The sequence below is a fragment of the Kitasatospora sp. NPDC091257 genome, from assembly GCF_044757675.1.
In the GTDB taxonomy this organism is placed as follows: Bacteria; Actinomycetota; Actinomycetes; order Streptomycetales; family Streptomycetaceae; genus Kitasatospora; species Kitasatospora lactacystinica.
Map to the genome: position 1 here is coordinate 1 of NZ_JBIVVI010000117.1, position 12,189 is coordinate 12,189.

A 12,189-nucleotide genomic window follows, 5' to 3' on the forward strand; every position below is an offset into this window, starting at 1 on the left:
GAGCAGGTCGTGACCCGTGGCCGCATCACGCTCTGCGCGCTGGTCACCCCGCCCCCCGTACCCGCCGCCGAGGGTGGGCTGCGGGCCACCGTCCACCGCTGGGCCGACGAGCAGAAGCTCCAGGCCGAGATCCTCTCCGGCATCGGTGACAACCGGCCGCGCCGTGAGGGCCGTTCGCACGTCACGGTGCTCGGCAATCCGCTGACCGCCGCCGCCGTCTCCGCGCTCACCTCCCGGATCACCGTCTCGGGGGGCAACATCGACCGTGTCTTCCGGCTCGCCAAGTACCCGGTGACGGCGGTCGAGCTGGCCGTCTCCGGTGTGGCCACCGACGAGCTGCGGGCCGCGCTGGCCCAGGAGGCGGCCACCCAGCGGGTGGACGTCGCGGTGGTCGCCGCCGGACTGGAGCGCCGGGCCAAGCGCCTGGTGGTCATGGACGTCGACTCCACGCTCATCCAGGACGAGGTGATCGAGCTGTTCGCCGCCCACGCGGGCTGCGAGGAGGAGGTCGCCGAGGTGACGGCGGCGGCGATGCGCGGCGAGCTGGATTTCGCCGAGTCGCTGCGGGCCCGGGTGGCGCTGCTGGCCGGGCTGGACGCCTCGGTGACCGAGAAGGTCCGCGCCGAGGTCCGTTTCACGCCGGGCGCGCGCACCCTGATCCGTACGCTCCAGCGCCTCGGCTACCAGGTCGCGGTGGTGTCCGGCGGCTTCACCCAGGTCACCGACCACCTGGTGGAGCAGTTGGGCCTGGACTTCGCGGCCGCGAACACCCTGGAGGTGGTGGACGGCAGGTTCACCGGCCGGGTGGTCGGCGAGATCGTGGACCGGGCGGGCAAGGCCCGCTGGCTGGCCCGCTTCGCCGAGCAGGCGAAGGTGCCGCTGGAGCAGACGGTGGCGATCGGCGACGGCGCCAACGACCTGGACATGCTGAACGCGGCCGGCCTCGGGGTGGCGTTCAACGCCAAGCCGGTGGTGCGCGAGGCCGCCGACACCGCGGTGAACGTACCGTTCCTGGACACCGTGCTGTACCTGCTGGGCATCACCCGTGAGGAGGTCGAGGCGGCCGACGCGCTGCACGGCACCCCGACCGAGACCGAGTAGGAGCCGGCCCGGCAACGGCCGGTGGAGTGAGGCCCGAGGAACAGCCCGAGGAAGGCGCGCGGCCCGCGGACACGGACCGTACGGCCTGCGGACACAGACGAGGGGCGCGCGGATCGCATCCGCGCGCCCCTCACCTGTGTTCCCGGGGTCAGTCCTGCGGCGTGTGGTACGAGACCAGCTCGGCCACGCCCGGCTCGACGCCCTTCCAGGAGCCGCTGAAGCTGAGCACCGCGATCGCCGCCGTCGGGAAGCCACCGAGTCGCAGCCGCTCCAGCGCGTCCCGGTCGCCCGCGTCCCCGGCCAGCACCTGGGTCAGACCCAGCACACCCGGGTTGTGACCGACCAGCACCACGTCCGAGTACTCCTCCGGGGTCTCCTGGAGCACGGCGATGATCTCGCCGGGGCTCGCCTCGTAGACCCGTTCCTCGTAGACGGTCTTGAGGGGCCGCTGCGGCAGCTCGTGCACCGCCAGCTTCCAGGTCTCTCGGGTGCGCAGCGCGGTGGAGCAGACCACGTAGTCGGGGTTGATGCCGGAGTCGACCAGCCAGCGGCCGGCGTCCGGGGCCTGGTGACGGCCCCGGTCGGCCAGCGGCCGGTCGTGGTCGTCCACGCCGTTCGGCCAGTCGGCCTTGGCATGGCGGAGAACGATGATCCTGCGGGGCGTGTCGGCGCTCATACCCAGCAAGCTTGGCAGAAAAGCGGCCCGGCGGCGCGATGCTCCCGGACGCCGCCACTCCGAGGGACGACGAGTGTCACCGTGTCCCGTTCACCGGAGCGTCGGGTGGAGTACGGGCGCAGGGGCGCAGAGGCGTCCGTCAGCCGATCGAGGCCGCGACGGTGGCGATGAGCGCCACCAGCACCACGATGGCGGAGAAGGCGAGGGCGATGCGGCCGAGCTGCTTGCGGCCGTCGGTGGGATTGGGATCGAGAACGGGCATGTCCGGAATTCTCCCATCCCGAACACGCCCGCCGTCCGCTGGCCCCACCCCCTTGGCCGGGCCTTGACCTTCACCGTCGGGCCCGGGGCCCGGGCCCCGGGCCCCACCGCCGCGTCCCACCGCTCGGTGTCAGGCTGTCAGGCCTCGGCCCGCTCCGCCGGGCGCACCGCCTCGTCCTCGATGTGCCGGGCCCGCGCGGCGCGCAGGCCGAACAGCATCTGCGGCACCAGCAGCAGCGACAGGAAGCCCAGCGGCCAGTACCACTCGCCGGTGGCCCCGTAGAGCCAGCCGACCAGGATCGGGCCCGGGATGGACACCAGGTAGCCGATGCCCTGGGCGAAGGCGGAGAGTTGCGCGACCCCGCCCGCCGACCGGGCCCGCAGTCCGATCATGGTCAGCACCAGCGGGAAGGCGCAGTTGGACAGGCCCAGCAGGACCGCCCAGAGCCAGGCGCCCCCGGCCGGGGCGAGTGCCAGCCCCGCGTATCCGGCGATGCCGCAGCAGGCCAGCACGACCACGAACAGCCGCTGGTCGCCGCGCCGTGCGGCCAGGTTGGGCAGCACGAAGGAGACCGGCACGCCGATCACCATGGTGACCGCGAGCAGCACCCCGGTGGTGCCCTCGCCGATGCCGGCGTCCTGGAAGATCTGCGACATCCAGCCCATGACCACGTACGCGCCGGTGGCCTGGAGGCCGAAGTACCCGGCCAGCGCCCAGGCGGTCCGGCTGCGGGTGATCGGCAGCCGGACGGGGGCGGCGGCGCCGTCGGCCCGCTCGCCGCGCTCCCGCTTGGCGATCAGCACCAGCAGCCAGAGCACCAGGGCGAGCGCTCCCAGGACGGCCCAGACACCCAGGCCGTAGCGCCAGTCGCCGCCGAGCGACGTGGTCAGCGGCACGGTGACGGCCGCGGCCAGCGCGGTGCCGGCGGACAGCGCCATCGAGTAGAGGCCGATCATCGGCCCGACCTTGTCCGGGAAGTACCGCTTGATCACCACTGGCAGCAGCACGTTGGAGACCGCCACCCCGGCCAGGGCGAGGGCGGTGAGCAGCAGGAACACGGCAGTGCCCCCGGCGAACGAGCGGGCCAGCACGCCCGCCGTGATGGCGCCCATGCCCGCCGTGACGACCGCGATCGGACCGATCCGACGGGCCGCCGCGGGCGCGGCGAAGCCGAACAGCCCGAAGCACAGCGACGGGACGGCGGTGAGCAGCCCGGCGAGCGTCGGGTTCATCCCGAGGTCGTCGCGGACCTGCTTGAGCAGCGGCCCGAGGCTGGTGACCACGGGGCGCAGGTTGAAGGCGGCGGCGGCGATCGCGACGGCGAACAGCCAGCCCAGGTACTTGGCCGAGCCGGAGGCGGCGGGCCGCTCGGCGGTCGGTGTCCGGCTCTCGGTCCGGGCGGAAGCGGTGGTGTCTGCTGCGGGCATGGACAGCATCATAGAATGATGGGATGAATTGATGCACCTTGGAATTGGCATGATGTGCCGACCGTTCATCGTCCGGCCACTTCCCACCCAGGCCCCATCCGAGCCGTAGCCGTCAAGGAGTCCCCCGTGGCGCTGTCCTCGCCGAGGCGCACCCCGCTGTCCGACCAGGTGATCGCACAGCTGCGTGCCCAGATCACGTCCGGGGAGTGGCCGGTCGGCTCGCGCATCCCCACCGAGGCCGCCCTGGTCGAACAGCTCGGCGTCGCCCGCAACACCGTCCGCGAGGCCGTCCGCGCCCTCGCCCACAACGGACTGCTCGACATCAGGCAGGGCTCCGGCACGTACGTGCTGGCCACCAGCGAGCTGGCCGGAGTGATGCACCGCCGCTTCGCCGACGCCGACCAGGGCCAGGTCGCCGAGCTCCGTTCGGCGCTGGAGACCTCGGCGGCGGCCCTCGCCGCCCGCCGCCGCACCGCGCACGACCTGGAGCTGCTGGACGGCGCGCTGGCCCGCCGGGAGGCCGCCTGGCACTCCGGCGGCGCCGAGGACTTCGTCCAGGCCGACGCCGCCTTCCACCAGGCCGTGGTGGCCGCCGCCCACAACGACGTCCTGCTCGCCGTCTACGCCGACCTCGGCGAGGCCACCCGCGAGCTCCTGCGGCACGACGTCGGCCCCGAGCTGATCGCGGAGCGCTACATCGGCCACCAGGCCATCCTGGAGGCGATCCGGGCCGGTGACACCGAGCGCGCCGCCGTCGAGGCCGGCCGCGCCGCCCCCGGTGGCTGCGCCCCCGCCGAGGCCTGACCGCCCACCGGCCCGACCCCCGGCCGCCCCGTCCCAGGAGGCCCCTCCCGGAAGGCCGCTCTCAAGAGGTCCGAAAGCCCCCTTCCCGAGAAGCCCGGCCGGACGAAGAACCCCGGCCGAACGAAGAACCCCGGCCGAACGAAGCACGAAACGCCGCTGCCCGGCACCCCCGCGAGGGAGGGCCGGGCAGCGGCGCACGGGCGGAGCGTCAGGCGCCGATGGCGTGCAGACCGCCGTCGACGTGGATGATCTCGCCGGTGGTCTTCGGGAACCAGTCCGACAGCAGTGCGACGATGCCGCGGCCGGCCGGCTCCGGGTCGCTCAGGTCCCACTTCAGCGGGGAGCGGTGGTTCCAGGTGTCGGCCAGGTCGCCGAAGCCCGGGATGGACTTGGCGGCCATCGAGCCGATCGGACCGGCCGAGATCAGGTTGCAGCGGATGTCCCGCTCGCCCAGGTAGCGCGCCAGGTAGCGGTTGGTCGACTCCAGGGCGGCCTTGGCCGGGCCCATCCAGTCGTACTGCGGCCAGGCGAACTGCGCGTCGAAGGTCAGGCCGACCACCGAGCCGCCGTCCTGCATCAGCGGCAGCAGCGCCGTGGTCAGCGACTTCAGCGAGTACGCGGAGACGTGCATCGCGGTGGCCACGGACTCCCACGGGGTGTCCAGGAAGCTGCCGCCCAGCGCGTCCTGCGGCGCGAAGCCGATCGAGTGGACGATGCCGTCCAGGGTCGGCAGGTGCTCGCGGACCTGGTCGGCGATGCCGGCCAGCTGCTCCGGGTTGGAGACGTCCAGCTCCAGCACCTTGACCGGGTGCGGCAGCTTCTTGGCGATCCGCTCGGTCAGGCTCGGACGCGGGAAGGCGGTGAGGATGATCTCCGCGCCCTGCTCCTGCGCGAGCCTGGCGGTGTGGAAGGCGATGGAGGACTCCATCAGCACACCGGTGATCAGGATCCGCTTGCCTTCGAGGATTCCGCTCATGATCAGTGACCCATGCCCAATCCGCCGTCGACGGGAATGACGGCTCCAGTGATGTACGCGGCCTCGTCCGACCCGAGGAACCGCACGGTGGAGGCGACCTCGGCGGGCGCCGCGTAGCGGCCCAGCGGCACGCCCGAGACGATCTCCGCGCGGCGCTCGTCACTGAGCACGGCGGTCATGTCGGTGTCGACGAAGCCGGGGGCGACCACGTTGACGGTGATGTTGCGCGGGCCGAGCTCGCGCGCCAGCGACCGGGCGAAGCCGACCAGGCCGGCCTTGGAGGCGGCGTAGTTGGCCTGGCCCGGGGAGCCGGACAGGCCCACCACGGACGAGATCAGCACGACACGGCCCTTCCGGGCACGCATCATCAGCTTGGAGGCGCGCTTGACCACCCGGAAGGTGCCGGTCAGGTTGGTGTCGACGACGGAGGTGAAGTCCTCCTCGGACATGCGCAGCAGCAGGGTGTCGTTGGTGATGCCCGCGTTGGCGACCAGCACCTCGACCGCGCCGTGCTTCTGCTCGATCTCGGTGAAGGCGGCGTCGACCTGCGCGGCGTCCGTGATGTCGCAGCGGACCGCGAGGACGTCGTACTTGGCCAGCGCTTCGGGCACCTCGCCCGAGCGGCTGGTGATGGCCACCTTGTCGCCCGCTTCGGCGAAGGCCTGGGCGATCGCGAGGCCGATGCCCCGGTTTCCTCCGGTGACGAGAACCGAGCGGCTCAACGATCCACCTCTCTCCGTGTGTGAGCACGTACGTCGGAATGCGTACGCAGTGTGACGCTATCGGGCGGTCGGCGGCGGCGGCGCATCGGGCTCCCACAGCGCCTCCCCGGCGGATCTGTCGCAATCCGACAATCCGTGCCCGCTCGTACCGTCCCGGCGGCGGACATCTCCCAGGCCCCGGCGCTGCCCGGATCGGGGCGACTGTACGGGAACAACACGGACGGGCGCACCCGTTGCCCCCGTGGTGCGGTCCGGCCCGGGAGCGGCCGTACCGATCCCCGACCATCCCGGCGAGCGACGAAGGCAGAGCGGATGACCATGGCACGGCCCGGGAGCACCCACCGACGCGGACGACTGCTGGCCCTCACCGCCCTGGCGGCCGGCCTGGGCACGGCCGCCTGGGCGCTGCGCGACCTGCCGGCCGCGTTCGGGCGACGGCCGGACGGCGAGCGCGAGGAACGGGTGCGCAACTCCCCGCAGTACCGCGACGGCGTCTTCCACAACGCGCCCTCCACCCTCACCCGCACGGCCGGCGCCCCCGGCTTCGACGGCGCCGCCGCCCGCCGGATGCTGTTCGAGCGGGCCGGCCGCGTCCCCGCCCGTCCGGTGCCGACCGTCCGCCCCGTCTCCCCGCCCGGGCCGGCCTCCGAGGGCGTGGAGGTCACCTGGTACGGGCACGCCTCCGCGCTGGTGGAGATCGAGGGCTTCCGGGTGCTGCTCGACCCGATCTGGAGCGACCGCTGCTCCCCCGCCGCGCACGTCGGCCCCAAGCGGCTGCACCCGGTGCCGGTGGAGCTGGAGGAGCTGCCGCAGGTCGACGCGGTGCTGATCTCGCACGACCACTACGACCACCTGGACATGGCGACGGTCAAGCGCCTGGTGCGCAGCCAGTCCGCGCCCTTCGCGGTGCCGCTCGGCATCGGTGCCCACCTGCGCCGCTGGGGCGTCCCCGAGCACCGGATCATCGAACTGGACTGGGACGAGACCTGCACCCTGGGCGACCTGGTGCTCACCCTCACCGCGGCGCACCACTTCTCCGGCCGCGGGCTGACCCGCAACACCACCCTGTGGGGGTCCTGGGTGGTCGCCGGCCCGAACCGCAAGGTCTTCTACACCGGCGACTCCGGCTACTTCGAGGGCTACGCCCGGATCGGCGGCCAGCACGGCCCGTTCGACGCCGCGCTGGTCCAGATCGGCGCCTACGACGCCGCCTGGGCGGACATCCACATGACCCCCGAGGACGCCGTCCTCGCGCACCGGGACCTGGCCGCCGGCCTGCTGGTGCCCGTCCACTGGTGCACCTTCAACCTGGGCCTGCACCCGTGGGCGGAGCCGATCGAGCGACTGGTGAAGGCCGCCAAGGAGCAGGCCGTCCCGCTGGTCGTGCCGCGCCCCGGCGAGCGGGTCGACGTCGACAACCCGCCGGAGCTGGACGGCTGGTGGGAGACCGTCGGCTGACGGCTCGCGCGGGCGCGCCGGGAGGGCGGACGGGCGCGCCGGGAGGGCGGGCCCCGGCGGCCGGATCGTCCCGGCCGAAACCGCGGCGCACCGGTAGAAATGCGCTGGCCGGAAACCCGGTGGACGGGAAATGATGCGGTGCGGGCGCCCCTGTGGCGCCGCACCGCCACCCTCCGCGACCTGGGAGCACGATTGCCTCCGATCCCTCCGGCCGATCGCTCCGGCGCCCCGCACGGGCGCGCCGTCGACCCGCTGTTCCTCGCCCTGCCGCTGCGGCCGCTCGCGGACGCCGCCCTCGCCCGAGCCCGCGAACTGGGCGCGAGCCACGCCGACTTCCGCCTGGAGCGGATCCGCAGTGCCTCCTGGCGGCTGCGCGACGCGCGTCCGGCCGGCACCTCCGACAGCGTGCAGCTCGGTTTCGCCGTCCGGGTGGTGCTGGACGGCGCCTGGGGCTTCGCCGCCGGCGTCGATCTCACCCCCGACGCGGCGGCCCGGGTCGCCGAGCAGGCCGTCGCGGTGGCCCGGCTCTCCGGCGGGATCAGCCGGGCGGCCGGCTCCACCGAGCGGGTCGAGCTGGCCGACGAGCCGGTCCACCGGGACGTCACCTGGGTCTCCGGGTACGAGGTCAACCCCTTCGAGGTGCCGGACGCCGAGAAGACCGCCCTGCTCGCCGAGCGCAGCTCCCGGCTGCTGGCCGCCGAGGGCGTCTCGCACGTCCGGGCGGCCCTGCGGACCGTCCAGGAGAACAAGTTCTACGCGGACACCGCGGGCACGGTGACCACCCAGCAGCGGATCCGGGTGTACTCCGACCTGGAGGCCACCTCGGTCGACGAGCGCACCGGCGCCTTCGACTCGATGACGACCCTGGCCCCGCCGGTCGGCCGCGGCTACGAGTTCATCGTGGGGGCCCGGGGGTCGTCCCCCGACGGGCGCGGCCTCACCGGCGCCGGCTGGGACTGGGACGCCGAGCTCGCCGAACTGCCCGTCCTGCTGGCCGAGAAGATGAGGGCCCCGAGCGTCGAGGCGGGCCGCTACGACCTGGTCATCGACCCGACGAACCTCTGGCTGACCATTCACGAGTCGATCGGCCACGCCACCGAGCTGGACCGCGCGCTCGGCTACGAGGCCGCCTACGCCGGCACCTCGTTCGCCACCTTCGACCAGCTCGGCTCGCTCAAGTACGGCTCCGAGCTGATGCACGTCACCGGTGACCGCACCGCCGAGCACGGGCTGTCCACCATCGGCTACGACGACGAGGGCGTGGCCACCCAGTCCTGGGACCTCATCAAGGACGGCATCCTGGTCGGCTACCAGCTCGACCGCCGCATCGCCGAGCTGAAGGGCTTCGAGCGCTCCAACGGCTGCGCCTTCGCCGATTCCCCGGCGCACGTCCCGGTGCAGCGGATGGCCAACGTCTCGCTGCAGCCGGCCGCCGACGGCCCGGACACCGAGGGCCTGTTCGCCGGGGTGGAGAACGGCCTGTACATCGTGGGCGACCGCTCGTGGTCGATCGACCAGCAGAGGTACAACTTCCAGTTCACCGGGCAGCGCGCCTACGCCATCAAGAACGGCGAACTCGCGGGCCAGGTCAAGGACTTCGCCTACCAGGCCACCACCACCGACTTCTGGGGCTCGATGGCGGCGGTCGGCGGCCCGCAGACCTACTTCCTCGGCGGCGCCTTCAACTGCGGCAAGGCGCAGCCCGGTCAGATCGCGGCGGTCAGCCACGGCTGCCCGTCGGCGCTGTTCCGCAACGTCAACGTGCTCAACACCCAGCAGGAGGCGGGTCACTGATGACCGCGAAGCAGCCCCACGAACTCGTCGAGCTGGCGCTCGGCTTCTCCCGCGCCGACGGCTGCGTGGTGATCGCCGACGAGGAGTCCACCGCCAATCTGCGCTGGGCGGGCAACGCGCTGACCACCAACGGCGTCACCCGCGGCCGCCGCCTCACCGTGATCGCCACCGTGGCCGGCGCCGAGGGCACCGCCTCCGGCGTGGTCTCCCGCGAGGCCGTCACCGAGCAGGAGGTGGAGGAGCTGGTGCGGGCCGCCGAGGAGGCCGCCCGCGCGGCCGGACCGGCCGAGGACGCCCAGCCGCTGATCGCCGACCGGCCGTCCTCGCCGGACTTCACCGAGCCGCCCGCGCTGACCTCCGTCGAGGTGTTCGACGCCTTCGGCCCGGCCCTCGGCGAGGCCTTCGCCCGCGCCGCCGCCCAGGGCGAACTGCTGTACGGCTTCGCCCGGCACGAGATGACCTCCAGCTACCTGGGCAGCTCCACCGGTCTGCGGCTGCGCCACGACCAGCCCACCGGCATGGTCGAGATCAACGCCAAGACCGCCGACCTGTCCAGCTCCGCCTGGGTGGGCGCGTCCACCCGGGACTTCGCCGACATCGACGTCGCCGCCCTGCACACCGAGCTGACCAGGCGGCTCGGCTGGGGCGCCCGCAAGGTGGACCTGCCGGCCGGGCGGTACGAGGCGCTGCTGCCGCCCTCGGCCGTGGCCGACCTGCTGATCGTCCTCAACTGGTCCTCCGGCGGCCGGGACGCCCAGGAGGGCCGGACGGTCTTCTCCAAGCCCGGCGGGGGCACCCGGATCGGCGACAAGCTCAGCGGCCTGCCGCTGACGCTGCGCTCCGACCCGCACGAGCCCCACCTGGAGGCCGCGCCGTTCGTGCTCACCCACTCCACCGGCGGGGACTACTCGGTCTTCGACAACGGCCAGCCGGTCGCCGCCACCGAGTGGATCCGCGACGGCGTGCTGAACGACCTGATCACCAGCCGTCACGCGGCGGCCCTCACCGGCCTGCCGCTGCGCCCGGCGATCGACAACCTCGTCCTGGAGACGGCCGACCAGGAGTCGGCGCCGACCCTGGACGAGATGATCGCCCGCACCGAGCGCGGCCTGCTGCTCACCTGCCTCTGGTACATCCGCGAGGTGGACCCGGCGACGCTGCTGCTCACCGGGCTCACCCGGGACGGCGTCTACCTGGTGGAGAACGGCGAGGTCGTCGGCGAGGTCAACAACTTCCGGTTCAACGAGTCCCCGGTGGACCTGCTGAACCGGATCACCGAGGTGGGCCGCACCGAACGCTGCCTGCCCCGCGAATGGAGCGACAACGTCACCCGCACCGCGATGCCACCCGTGCGTGTCACGGACTTCAACATGAGCTCGGTCAGCCGGGCGGCAGCGGCATCGGCCGGGCCACCGCGCTCGCCTTCGCCGAGGACGGCGCCCGGGTGGTGGTCTGCGACCTCGACCTCGCGGCCGCCGAGCGCACCGCCGAACTCGCCTCGCTGATCGGCCCGAAGGCGCACGCCTACCGGGTGGACGTCTCCGACGGCGCCGCGATGGACGCCTTCGCGCAGACCGTCGCCGCCGAGCACGGGGTGCCCGACGTCATGGTCAACAACGCCGGCATCGGCCACTCCGGGACGTTCCTGCAGACCACCGAGAAGGAGTGGCAGCGGGTCCTGGACGTCAACCTCTGGGGCGTGATCCACGGCTGCCGCGCCTTCGGCACCCTGATGGCCGACCGCGGCCAGGGCGGCCACATCGTCAACGTCTCCTCCGCCGCCGCCTACCTGCCGTCCAAGGCGCTCACCGCCTACGCCACCAGCAAGGCCGCGGTGTTCATGCTCTCCGACTGCCTGCGGGCCGAGTTCGTCGGCCACGGCATCGGCGTCTCCACCATCTGCCCGGGCATCGTCAACACCAACATCACCCGCACCTCCACCTTCTCCGCCACCACCTCCACCGAGCAGGCCGCCAAGCAGGCCCGCGCCGCGAAGCTCTACGCCCGCCGCGGCTTCCCCCCGGAGAAGGTCGCGAGCGCCATCCTCACCGCCGTCCGCACCGGCAGGCCCGTCGTCCCCGTCACCCCCGAGGCCAAGGTCGCCCGTTTCCTCTCCCGCCTCAGCCCCGGCCTGCTCCGCCTCGCCGCCCGCCTCAACCTCACCTGACCGGGTGAACATCGACTGATCAGGGCATACGGGCCTGTGATATCAAGTACCGTCGATATTGATATCGCAGGCTCGCTCCGCTTGGGAGGCCGACCATGGCCCGTACCGTGATAGACGTCAACGACGAACTGCTGGCCGAGGCCGCCGAGATCCTTGGTACGACGACCAAGGTGGCCACCGTCAACGCCGCCCTTGAAGATCTCGTGAAGCGCCGCAAGCGTGAGACTTTCATGGACTGGCTCGCCGAGGGCGGACTGCCTGACCTCACCGGACCGGTGGAAAAGGGATGAGCGAGCGCTTCCTGATCGACAAGTCGGCTTTCGCTCGCTTCTCCAAGCCGACGGTCAGGTCGGTCCTCAGGCCGAGGATCGTCAGAGGACTCGTCGCCATCTGCGGCGCTGTCGAACTGGAGATCATGCACAGCGCCCGTTCCAAGGCCGACGCCCTTCGGATCCGGGAGGGCCTGAGCGGCTTCGACTGGCTGCCCACGCCCGACGAGGTGTGGGACCGCGCCATCGAGGTGCAGGCCCTCCTGACCTCGTCGGGCAACTGGCGGGCGCTGTCGGTGCCGGACCTCGTCGTCGCGGCCACCGCCGAGCGTCACGGGGCCACGGTGCTCCACTACGACGGTGACTTCGACATGATCGCCGCGGTCACCGGCCAGCCCACCGAGTGGGTCGTGCCTCCGGGATCGGCGGACTGACGGATCAGGCGGCCGGTCACCGTCCGCCCCGGCGGGCGGGGGCCGGCCGGGGCTGTGAGAGCATCGAGGTCCATGGAGATGACAACGGCTCTGTGGTCC

The 12,189-nt window shown here is 72.7% G+C and carries 13 protein-coding genes; 8 read left to right on the plus strand and 5 right to left on the minus strand.

Going from position 1 to position 12,189, the window contains the following annotated elements; all coding sequences use genetic code 11:
* The coding region (gene serB, locus ACIQOV_RS08185; protein ID WP_401046250.1) for a phosphoserine phosphatase SerB at positions 1-1,101 on the plus strand (1,101 nt) is incomplete at its 5' end.
* Positions 1,102-1,249: 148 nt separating this feature from the next.
* Here the strand turns inward: serB and ACIQOV_RS08190 are convergent.
* The 3 genes from ACIQOV_RS08190 to ACIQOV_RS08200 all read right to left on the minus strand — a co-directional run bounded on the left by ACIQOV_RS08190 (position 1,250) and on the right by ACIQOV_RS08200 (position 3,466).
* Entirely contained in the window at positions 1,250-1,777 is a 528-nt protein-coding gene (locus ACIQOV_RS08190; protein WP_359911470.1) for a histidine phosphatase family protein, read from the minus strand.
* Positions 1,778-1,916: 139 nt separating this feature from the next.
* Positions 1,917-2,039, minus strand: a complete 123-nt coding sequence (locus ACIQOV_RS08195; protein ID WP_359911473.1) for an SGM_5486 family transporter-associated protein — start codon at positions 2,037-2,039, stop codon at positions 1,917-1,919.
* Positions 2,040-2,176: 137 nt separating this feature from the next.
* A complete protein-coding gene (locus ACIQOV_RS08200) occupies positions 2,177-3,466 on the minus strand; it encodes a CynX/NimT family MFS transporter (RefSeq protein WP_401046252.1) in 1,290 nt (429 codons plus the stop codon).
* Between the two features lie 126 nt (positions 3,467-3,592).
* Between ACIQOV_RS08200 and ACIQOV_RS08205 the strand changes: the two genes are divergently transcribed.
* Entirely contained in the window at positions 3,593-4,270 is a 678-nt protein-coding gene (locus ACIQOV_RS08205) for a FadR/GntR family transcriptional regulator (RefSeq protein ID WP_401046255.1), read from the plus strand.
* Positions 4,271-4,478: 208 nt separating this feature from the next.
* On the opposite strand, the gene fabI is transcribed toward ACIQOV_RS08205, so the two are convergent.
* Positions 4,479-5,246, minus strand: coding sequence for an enoyl-ACP reductase FabI (gene fabI, locus ACIQOV_RS08210; protein WP_359911482.1), 768 nt, complete (start codon positions 5,244-5,246; stop codon positions 4,479-4,481).
* Positions 5,247-5,248: 2 nt separating this feature from the next.
* Positions 5,249-5,968, minus strand: a complete 720-nt coding sequence (gene fabG / locus ACIQOV_RS08215; RefSeq protein ID WP_359911485.1) for a 3-oxoacyl-[acyl-carrier-protein] reductase — start codon at positions 5,966-5,968, stop codon at positions 5,249-5,251.
* A 312-nt stretch (positions 5,969-6,280) separates the two neighbouring features.
* On the opposite strand from fabG, the gene ACIQOV_RS08220 reads away from it, so the two are divergent.
* The 6 genes from ACIQOV_RS08220 to ACIQOV_RS08245 all read left to right on the plus strand — a co-directional run bounded on the left by ACIQOV_RS08220 (position 6,281) and on the right by ACIQOV_RS08245 (position 12,090).
* Entirely contained in the window at positions 6,281-7,426 is a 1,146-nt protein-coding gene (locus ACIQOV_RS08220; protein WP_401046258.1) for an MBL fold metallo-hydrolase, read from the plus strand.
* A gap of 201 nt (positions 7,427-7,627) precedes the next feature.
* Positions 7,628-9,220, plus strand: a complete 1,593-nt coding sequence (locus tag ACIQOV_RS08225) for a TldD/PmbA family protein (RefSeq protein ID WP_401046268.1) — start codon at positions 7,628-7,630, stop codon at positions 9,218-9,220.
* Positions 9,220-10,725 (plus strand): metallopeptidase TldD-related protein, encoded by a 1,506-nt coding sequence (locus ACIQOV_RS08230; protein WP_401046260.1) that lies wholly within the window; start codon positions 9,220-9,222, stop codon positions 10,723-10,725. Before ACIQOV_RS08225 ends, ACIQOV_RS08230 begins: the two co-directional genes overlap by 1 nt.
* Positions 10,665-11,387 carry an SDR family NAD(P)-dependent oxidoreductase gene (locus ACIQOV_RS08235; protein WP_401046262.1) on the plus strand — a complete coding sequence of 241 codons (723 nt, stop codon included), beginning with the start codon at positions 10,665-10,667 and terminating at the stop codon, positions 11,385-11,387. Before ACIQOV_RS08230 ends, ACIQOV_RS08235 begins: the two co-directional genes overlap by 61 nt.
* Before the next feature lie 95 nt (positions 11,388-11,482).
* Positions 11,483-11,677 carry a type II toxin-antitoxin system VapB family antitoxin gene (locus tag ACIQOV_RS08240; protein WP_401046265.1) on the plus strand — a complete coding sequence of 65 codons (195 nt, stop codon included), beginning with the start codon at positions 11,483-11,485 and terminating at the stop codon, positions 11,675-11,677.
* Positions 11,674-12,090, plus strand: a complete 417-nt coding sequence (locus ACIQOV_RS08245; RefSeq protein ID WP_359911749.1) for a PIN domain nuclease — start codon at positions 11,674-11,676, stop codon at positions 12,088-12,090. The genes ACIQOV_RS08240 and ACIQOV_RS08245 overlap by 4 nt, the downstream gene beginning before the upstream one ends.
* Positions 12,091-12,189 lie beyond the last annotated feature (99 nt).

Bases quoted from the DNA above. Each gene is read 5' to 3' on its own strand.
- fabI (WP_359911482.1), bottom strand. From the start codon at position 5,246: ATGAGCGGAATCCTCGAAGGCAAGCGGATCCTGATCACCGGTGTGCTG.
- ACIQOV_RS08190 (WP_359911470.1), bottom strand. From the start codon at position 1,777: ATGAGCGCCGACACGCCCCGCAGGATCATCGTTCTCCGCCATGCCAAG.
- ACIQOV_RS08240 (WP_401046265.1), top strand. From the start codon at position 11,483: ATGGCCCGTACCGTGATAGACGTCAACGACGAACTGCTGGCCGAGGCC.
- ACIQOV_RS08200 (WP_401046252.1), bottom strand. From the start codon at position 3,466: ATGCCCGCAGCAGACACCACCGCTTCCGCCCGGACCGAGAGCCGGACA.
- ACIQOV_RS08230 (WP_401046260.1), top strand. From the start codon at position 9,220: ATGACCGCGAAGCAGCCCCACGAACTCGTCGAGCTGGCGCTCGGCTTC.
- ACIQOV_RS08195 (WP_359911473.1), bottom strand. From the start codon at position 2,039: ATGCCCGTTCTCGATCCCAATCCCACCGACGGCCGCAAGCAGCTCGGC.
- ACIQOV_RS08245 (WP_359911749.1), top strand. From the start codon at position 11,674: ATGAGCGAGCGCTTCCTGATCGACAAGTCGGCTTTCGCTCGCTTCTCC.
- ACIQOV_RS08220 (WP_401046258.1), top strand. From the start codon at position 6,281: ATGACCATGGCACGGCCCGGGAGCACCCACCGACGCGGACGACTGCTG.